Raw genomic sequence first — 7037 nt, forward strand, 5'->3', positions numbered from 1 at the left:
CAACTTTCGGGGTGCAGATTAAATCTGCTGGGTTTTTATGTCTAATCATAGTCAAAAGAGGTAAAAACGAATTCAAATTTATTTAGAAGAATGATGATACAACCCTGTAAATACCATACCCTGCGACAAGCATTAAAATTGCAGCGCACATACCCAGTAATTTCGAATAGCAGCGTGACTGGGATAATTTATTAAAAGAAAAATACACTATAGATAAGGTTGCGAAATCTAAAATAATCCAACTCAGGGTTAATAACCACAGACTCATATCCAGATGCGAGGTCACCGTGACAAATTGCGGAAAAAATGACGCAAAGAAAATAATATCCTTGGGATTGGAAATACCCACCAGAAAACCGGTTTTGAATCCGCCTTGAACCGGTTTTAAATATAATCCTGCATCAGCCTGACCAGCCCATACTTCCTTGAGCAAACCAAAGCCCAGATAGGCAATATATAGACAACCCAATAACTGAATTGCATTCAACCAGTTTTCATTCACAACCAGTAGCCCCTTTAAGGTCAGAACTGATAACCCAATTAAAATCAGCGAGGCAAAATTTGTTCCAAATATGGTTCTAAGTGCAGCAGAATAACCACCGCGCAGACCTGCACTTGCCACCAAAAGCATCACTGGACCAGGCGTAGCAATCATCACAATGACAGCCAAACAATACAGCACATATTCAGTCACATTCATCCTTGACTCTTTTTACATTTAACCCGCATATAAAAAAAGGACTTACTCGTCCTCTTCATCTAAATTCAATAAATGTTGGCTCATGCCATCGGCTCGCAAGAAAGCCAAATCATAACTGGCCTTGGCCAAGGCCAGCACACGATGTTCAAACTCATCCCAAAGCGGGCGGACGTGCTTATAGTGAATGCCTAAACCGCTATGATCAGTGAGATGACGATTTTTTTCACAAAGTTTCAGTGCATGGTACAACTTACGCCCGGCAGTAGCATCCTCTCGCAAACGGATGCGTTTAGATAAAATGAAGGTTTCGACTTGTGCCAGATTGGCATGAGGTAGCATGGGTACCAGAATTTGATTCAACTGTGCATCCAGGCGTTGCCAGACCACAGTATGTTGCTCTGTTGTATAAGTATTCCATTGAATCACTTCATGATTAAAACGACGGCAACCCCGACATACCGAATCACCAAACACGGTAGAGCAACGCCCTGCACATGGAGTCAAAGAGGCAATTCGACGATCAGTATTCAAAATAAACTCCGAAATTCAACAACATTCAGGTCCAAAGAATTGAGACCATCTTCTGATTTAATATGAAATAAGCATAGGCATCATACATCCCGGCACAGCAAATTAAAAACCATATTTTGCGAAGGGTTTTCTCGCTAATTTTGACAATTCAAGGTAAAATATGCGCCTTAAATTTTGTCCTATTTTAAATACATTTGGAGTATTCCATGAACGCTACTGTAGAACAGCTTGCACCTGTAGAACAGCAAGCGACCACTGACTGGGTTGTTGCCGCACTTTATCAATTCAAAGAAGTTCAAGATCCTGCCAATCTTCAACAACGCCTTCTTGATTTGGTAAAAACCATCAATCTTTGTGGAACTCTAATTGTAGCGGGTGAAGGCATTAACGGCACTGTAGCCGGAGACCGTGCAGCCATTGATACCATTCATCAATTTCTGCTGAATGAAGGCTTTAACGCAATGGAATATAAAGAGTCACACAGCGCTGACAAACCATTTCGTAAAATGAAAATCAAACTGAAAAAAGAAATTGTGACCCTAGGCGTTGAAGTAAAACCGCGTGATTTAGTGGGTCACTATCTAGATCCAAAAGAATGGAACGAACTGATTGCACGTGATGATGTCATCTTGATTGATACACGTAACGACTACGAATATAAAGCCGGTACTTTTAAAGGCGCAATTGATCCTAAAACTGAAACCTTCCGTGAATTCCCGGAATATGTTAAACAAAATCTTGAACAGCATAAAGACAAGAAAATTGCCATGTTCTGTACAGGCGGTATTCGTTGTGAAAAATCTACCTCATTATTGCTTCAAGAAGGCTTTAATGAGGTGTATCACTTAAAAGGTGGTATTTTAAAATACCTGGAAGAAACCCCTACTGAAGAAAGCATGTGGGAAGGTGAATGTTTTGTATTTGATGGCCGTACTGCTGTTACGCATGGTGTAGAAGAAGGTCAAAATATTAAGTGTCATGCTTGTGGCTGGCCTTTGCTTCCTGAAGAAGCTGAACTTCCAAGCTATGAACACGGTGTATCGTGCAAATACTGCATCGACAAAACGACCGAGAAACAAAAAGCCGGTTTCCGTATGCGTCAGTCGCAAATTGCAGCCGCTAAACGCAAACGCCTGTAATCTAAATGCATGATAAAAGCCCTCATTTGAGGGCTTTTTATTTACCGCAAATAAACAATAAATAAAAAAAGATCACCAATTTTTACCATAAAGGTATGTTAAGTCACAAATAATCTGATATTCTGAGATAAAAATTAAAACAACCATGTAACTTATTAATTTTTAACGTGAAATATTCAACATATAGCATGAAAAAGTAACATGAAAAAGGAGCTAAATTATGTCAAGAACAATTAGTCGTTCAGCCGCTTCTACACAACGTTTCCACTTGGTTCGTGAAAAAAATCTTCAAAAAGTAGAACAAATCAAACACGCCTTAGAACAAGAATCTCATCTTTTTATAGTGATCATGGGTGCTGTTATTGGCAGTATTTTTTCCATATTCATTGCATATCATCTTACGCCTAATTTTATAGAATACGCCCTACTCAGTGTGATTCCTTTTGCACTCGCCTATAGTTTAAGAAAAGTTTATATCCATACTCTGATTCATAGCCAGGAATAATCCGGACTGATTACCTGGCTACACTTTACCCTAAATCTAATAAACTTTAGGATGGTGTAAATATCACGATTATTTTTATAACTTTATGAATCTGACAGACTGGATTATCTCCATCATGGAACAACTGGGCTATCTCGGTATTGCCCTACTGATGTTTCTTGACAACGTATTTCCGCCTATTCCCTCTGAAATCATCATGCCCTCGGCTGGCTATTCTGCATCACAAGGTCAGCTTATATTATTTGGGGTAATTATTGCTGGCTGTTTAGGTTCACTGCTCGCTGCAGCTTTTCTGTATTGGATTGGCTATCAATTCAAACATGAAAGCATTTTTCGCTTTATAGATCGTTACGGCAAGTATTTGTTTATCAAGACCCAAGATGTAAAAAAATCACTGGACTGGTTTGAACACTATGGCCATCGTATCGTATTCTTTGGCCGTATGATTCCAGCTGTACGTTCTCTGATTAGTATTCCCGCAGGCATGAGCCGTATGCCTTTTTGGAAATTTATGTTTTACAGCGGCTTAGGTACTATTATCTGGACCACTTTTTTGGCCTATGTCGGATTTTATTTTGGTGAAAACCAGCAGCTCATGCAGCAAATTTTCAGTAAAGTCAGTTATGTGATTATTGCCATCGTAATCATCATTATTGGTTGGGTTGTATACCGTAGACAGCAGCGCAAAAATCGCTCATCCTGAGTGAAGGCTATCTTCAGGAGACTAAGACAATGTCGCATTATCTTAAATATTTTGCTGTTGTTTATAGTATGGTCTTAATCCTGTTAGTAATTATCTTGATTTATGCTTTAAAACTCGATGCCATTACCTTGCTGCCTGGACTAATCGCTTGTGCTTTCCTAAGTGCCAGACATTTTGTCGAAAAAGAATAACGCTTACCGAATGCCAAAGAAAGAAATACTCTGGTGTGGGGATCAACTGTAGTCGCCATGACCATTGGTTTTATCGTAATGCTGGTCTTAATTGTAATGCATCCACGTGCTGAAGAAATTTTGATGACTATAGGTTATGCTGGAAGATATCTGAATTCATTGCTGGTTGCAGCTGCCATTGCCCTACATGGCCTGATTTTCCATATCGCTTACAATGGTTATGCTCGATATACTCTCAATAAGCACAAGTTTGAATAAATACAAATCAGGTCTACTGATGAATTTGCCTGATCCACTCTAAACATAAAAATTCAAGCTTAAAAAAAGCACCATAAGGTGCTTTTTTTATTTAACGAATGAATTTGCTGTGTAATCCATGAGCCGCGATTGTACGGCTCAAAATGTGACATTACGCTGGCGTGTGATACATTAAATAAAGTTCATTTAAATTATCTGGAATTTCTTCAGCAATTTCATCCATAAGCTGACCGTTGCGGCGGAAAGATTCCATTTGTGGATCTTCTTCATCCACACCACTGAAGACCATCATCGGTAAAGTTAAATCTACCAGTTGCTCTTCATGTTCAGGCGTGAACCAGGCTTCTTCGTTTAAGAACATGGCATCGACAAAGCCAACACTCCAGTCGCCTAAACTTGAATCCACATCTGCTTCTTCAATTTCAAAAGGAAATTCAATTCCTTCTTCATTAGCCAGGCTTTGACGAATCGATTCTAACCATGCTTTTACTTGCGCAATAATTTCAGCAGGTACTTTCTTTTGATTGTTGTCAAAAAGTTCATCCAACCATTTATCGAATTTCGGACCAACCGCAATTGCACATAAAAAGCCATGAGTAGCCGGGAAATCTAGACCATATTCATTTTGGTCGCCATCTAGATATTCGCTCAAAAGGTCTAAATCTAAAGCACTCATTTAAAATCCAGTTTTGTAAAATAACTACGGCATAGCATAGCATTTTAGCCCGCTATACAGAATCCTATTTTAGCCTTCTTCATCATCAAAATCGTCGTCATCATCCAGATCATAATCGAAATCTTTCAGCTCACGCTCTAAACGACGTTGTGCGAGAAGGTCATCAATGAGACGACGTTTTTCTAACGACTCTTTAGCACTAATTTTGCTTGATACTTCATCAAAACTAACATCATCATCACTGTAGCTATCATCTAGTTCAAAATCTGTAGAAGACACTAAAACTACCTCATGGTGAAAAAAAGTGAATGGGTCTAGGCGCTATTTATCGTGCTTATGCGCTGTTGTCAAGTTTTTTTATTTTTTTATCCTAGAAATACGATTTAATCTTGTTTTTTACCTCTAAAATTGTGTATTTATGAACACCTAGAATTTTTATCATGCCGTATAAAGAAAACGCAGAATATTTTCAAAGCAAAGCCTCACGGACTTGAAAAAAAAAATTCCACCCCAATATTGAAAACAATTGTTAAATCAAATTCATATTTTAAATGAGAGTTGAACAATCAATATTCAAAACAATTTTAAGCGAATTGTGCTATCATGCACGGTTTTTCACTGCCACAGATTCAACGAAGAGTAAGCAAAGATGAGCGATATGACTTCCCCTACTTCGCAAGTAGCGGCTCTGATTAGCCGAGGCAAAGAGCAAGGTTACCTAACTTACGCTGAGGTTAACGATCATCTCCCAGACTCGATCACGGAAAGCGAACAGATTGAAGACATCATTCAGATGCTTCAAGACGTGGGTATTCCTGTGCATGAACGTGCACCTGAATCTGATGACACCATGTTTGATGGATCTAGCGCTGAAGCAACCGATGAAGTTGCCGAGGAAGAAGCCGCGGCTGTTCTTGCCTCAGTTGAAAGTGAACCTGGTCGTACCACCGATCCCGTACGTATGTACATGCGTGAAATGGGAACGGTTGAACTGTTAACGCGCGAAGGCGAAATTAGCATTGCTAAACGTATTGAAGAAGGTATTCGTGACGTTCTTCATTCTATTGCCTATTGGCCAAATGCTGTTGAAGTTGTATTAAAAGAATATAACGATGTCACTGAAGGTGAACGTCGTCTTGCTGATATTTTATCGGGTTATTTGGACCCTGAATCTGATGAAGAAATTCCAGAAGTTTTAGAAGATGAAGCTGAAATCGAAGAAGATGAAGAAGCAACGTCTAAAACCACCAAAGATGTAAAACTGGATGATGATGACGAAGAAGAATCTGAAAGTGATGATGATTCTGAAGGTGAATCAGGTCCTGATCCAGAAATTGCACGTGTACGCTTTGCTGAACTGGAAGAAGCATGGAAAGTGACTAAAGCTGCCATTGCAGAACATGGCCGTAACAGCAAACAAGCTGAAGAAGCGCTTGAAGCACTTGCAACCGTGTTTATGATGTTCAAATTTACTCCACGTTTATTTGACATCATTTCTGAAATGATTCGTGGTACTCATGAACAGATTCGTACTTCTGAACGTGAAGTAATGCGTTATGCAGTACGTCGTGGCCGTATGGATCGTACTCAATTCCGTACTTCTTTCCCGGGTCAGGAATCAAATCCAGCCTGGTTAGATGAGCAAATTGCCAAAGCACCTGTCGAGCAAAAAACTTATCTAGAAAAAGTACGTCCAGATGTATTGGCATTCCAGCAAAAGATTGCCGACATCGAAAAAGAATTGGGCTTGAATGTTAAGGACATTAAAGACATTTCTAAACGTATGGCAGTCGGTGAAGCGAAAGCTCGTCGTGCCAAGAAAGAAATGGTTGAAGCCAACTTGCGTCTGGTTATTTCGATTGCGAAAAAATATACCAACCGTGGCTTGCAATTCCTTGACTTGATCCAAGAAGGTAACATCGGTTTGATGAAAGCCGTAGACAAGTTTGAATACCGTCGTGGTTATAAATTCTCGACCTATGCAACTTGGTGGATTCGTCAGGCAATTACCCGTTCGATTGCCGATCAGGCACGTACCATTCGTATTCCGGTACACATGATTGAAACCATTAACAAGATCAACCGTGTATCTCGTCAATTGCTTCAAGAAATGGGCCGTGAACCGACTCCTGAAGAATTGGGCGAACGTCTGGAGATGGATGAAGTTAAAGTTCGTAAAGTGCTTAAAATTGCCAAAGAGCCGATTTCTATGGAAACGCCGATTGGTGATGATGAAGATTCGCATTTGGGCGACTTCATTGAAGATGGCAACATCACTTCTCCGATTGATGCTGCAACTTCAGAAGGCTTAAAAGAAGCGACTCGCGAAGTACT

The 7037-nt window shown here is 39.8% G+C and carries 8 protein-coding genes and 1 pseudogene; 5 read left to right on the top strand and 4 right to left on the bottom strand.

Annotated elements, in window-relative coordinates; translation table 11 throughout:
• Positions 1-82: 82 nt before the first annotated feature.
• Together B2Y23_RS11735 and B2Y23_RS11740 are read right to left on the bottom strand one after the other, a co-directional pair.
• Positions 83-700, bottom strand: coding sequence for a LysE family translocator (locus tag B2Y23_RS11735; protein WP_291370971.1), 618 nt, complete (start codon positions 698-700; stop codon positions 83-85).
• Positions 701-742: 42 nt separating this feature from the next.
• Positions 743-1231, bottom strand: coding sequence for a DUF1289 domain-containing protein (locus tag B2Y23_RS11740; RefSeq protein ID WP_291352701.1), 489 nt, complete (start codon positions 1229-1231; stop codon positions 743-745).
• A 206-nt stretch (positions 1232-1437) separates the two neighbouring features.
• Here B2Y23_RS11740 and B2Y23_RS11745 point away from each other — a divergent pair, with 206 nt between their 5' ends.
• The 4 genes and pseudogenes from B2Y23_RS11745 (at position 1438) to B2Y23_RS11760 (ending at position 4027) form a co-directional block, all read left to right on the top strand.
• A complete protein-coding gene (locus B2Y23_RS11745; protein WP_291352703.1) occupies positions 1438-2370 on the top strand; it encodes a rhodanese-related sulfurtransferase in 933 nt (310 codons plus the stop codon).
• Between the two features lie 220 nt (positions 2371-2590).
• On the top strand, positions 2591-2875 hold the full coding sequence (locus tag B2Y23_RS11750; protein WP_291352705.1) for an FUSC family protein: 285 nt from the start codon (positions 2591-2593) through the stop codon (positions 2873-2875).
• A gap of 85 nt (positions 2876-2960) precedes the next feature.
• Positions 2961-3578 (top strand): DedA family protein, encoded by a 618-nt coding sequence (locus tag B2Y23_RS11755; RefSeq protein ID WP_291352707.1) that lies wholly within the window; start codon positions 2961-2963, stop codon positions 3576-3578.
• A 29-nt stretch (positions 3579-3607) separates the two neighbouring features.
• Positions 3608-4027: pseudogene (locus B2Y23_RS11760) on the top strand (ABZJ_00895 family protein).
• 151 nt (positions 4028-4178) lie between these two features.
• Here B2Y23_RS11760 and B2Y23_RS11765 read toward each other — a convergent pair.
• Together B2Y23_RS11765 and B2Y23_RS11770 are read right to left on the bottom strand one after the other, a co-directional pair.
• Positions 4179-4703 carry a YecA family protein gene (locus B2Y23_RS11765; protein WP_291352709.1) on the bottom strand — a complete coding sequence of 175 codons (525 nt, stop codon included), beginning with the start codon at positions 4701-4703 and terminating at the stop codon, positions 4179-4181.
• Positions 4704-4772: 69 nt separating this feature from the next.
• Positions 4773-4982: a PA3496 family putative envelope integrity protein gene (locus B2Y23_RS11770; RefSeq protein ID WP_291352711.1), complete on the bottom strand. Its 210-nt coding sequence runs from the start codon at positions 4980-4982 to the stop codon at positions 4773-4775.
• Between the two features lie 370 nt (positions 4983-5352).
• Between B2Y23_RS11770 and rpoD the strand changes: the two genes are divergently transcribed.
• Positions 5353-7037: RNA polymerase sigma factor RpoD (gene rpoD / locus B2Y23_RS11775; protein ID WP_291370973.1), on the top strand; the 1685-nt coding region annotated here is incomplete at its 3' end.

The organism is Acinetobacter sp. UBA5934, assembly GCF_002430855.1.
In the GTDB taxonomy this organism is placed as follows: Bacteria; Pseudomonadota; Gammaproteobacteria; order Pseudomonadales; family Moraxellaceae; genus Acinetobacter.

Coding starts and splice junctions, on each gene's coding strand:
- B2Y23_RS11735 (WP_291370971.1), bottom strand. CDS start 700: ATGAATGTGACTGAATATGTGCTGTATTGTTTGGCTGTCATTGTGATG.
- B2Y23_RS11745 (WP_291352703.1), top strand. CDS start 1,438: ATGAACGCTACTGTAGAACAGCTTGCACCTGTAGAACAGCAAGCGACC.
- B2Y23_RS11750 (WP_291352705.1), top strand. CDS start 2,591: ATGTCAAGAACAATTAGTCGTTCAGCCGCTTCTACACAACGTTTCCAC.
- B2Y23_RS11755 (WP_291352707.1), top strand. CDS start 2,961: ATGAATCTGACAGACTGGATTATCTCCATCATGGAACAACTGGGCTAT.
- B2Y23_RS11765 (WP_291352709.1), bottom strand. CDS start 4,703: ATGAGTGCTTTAGATTTAGACCTTTTGAGCGAATATCTAGATGGCGAC.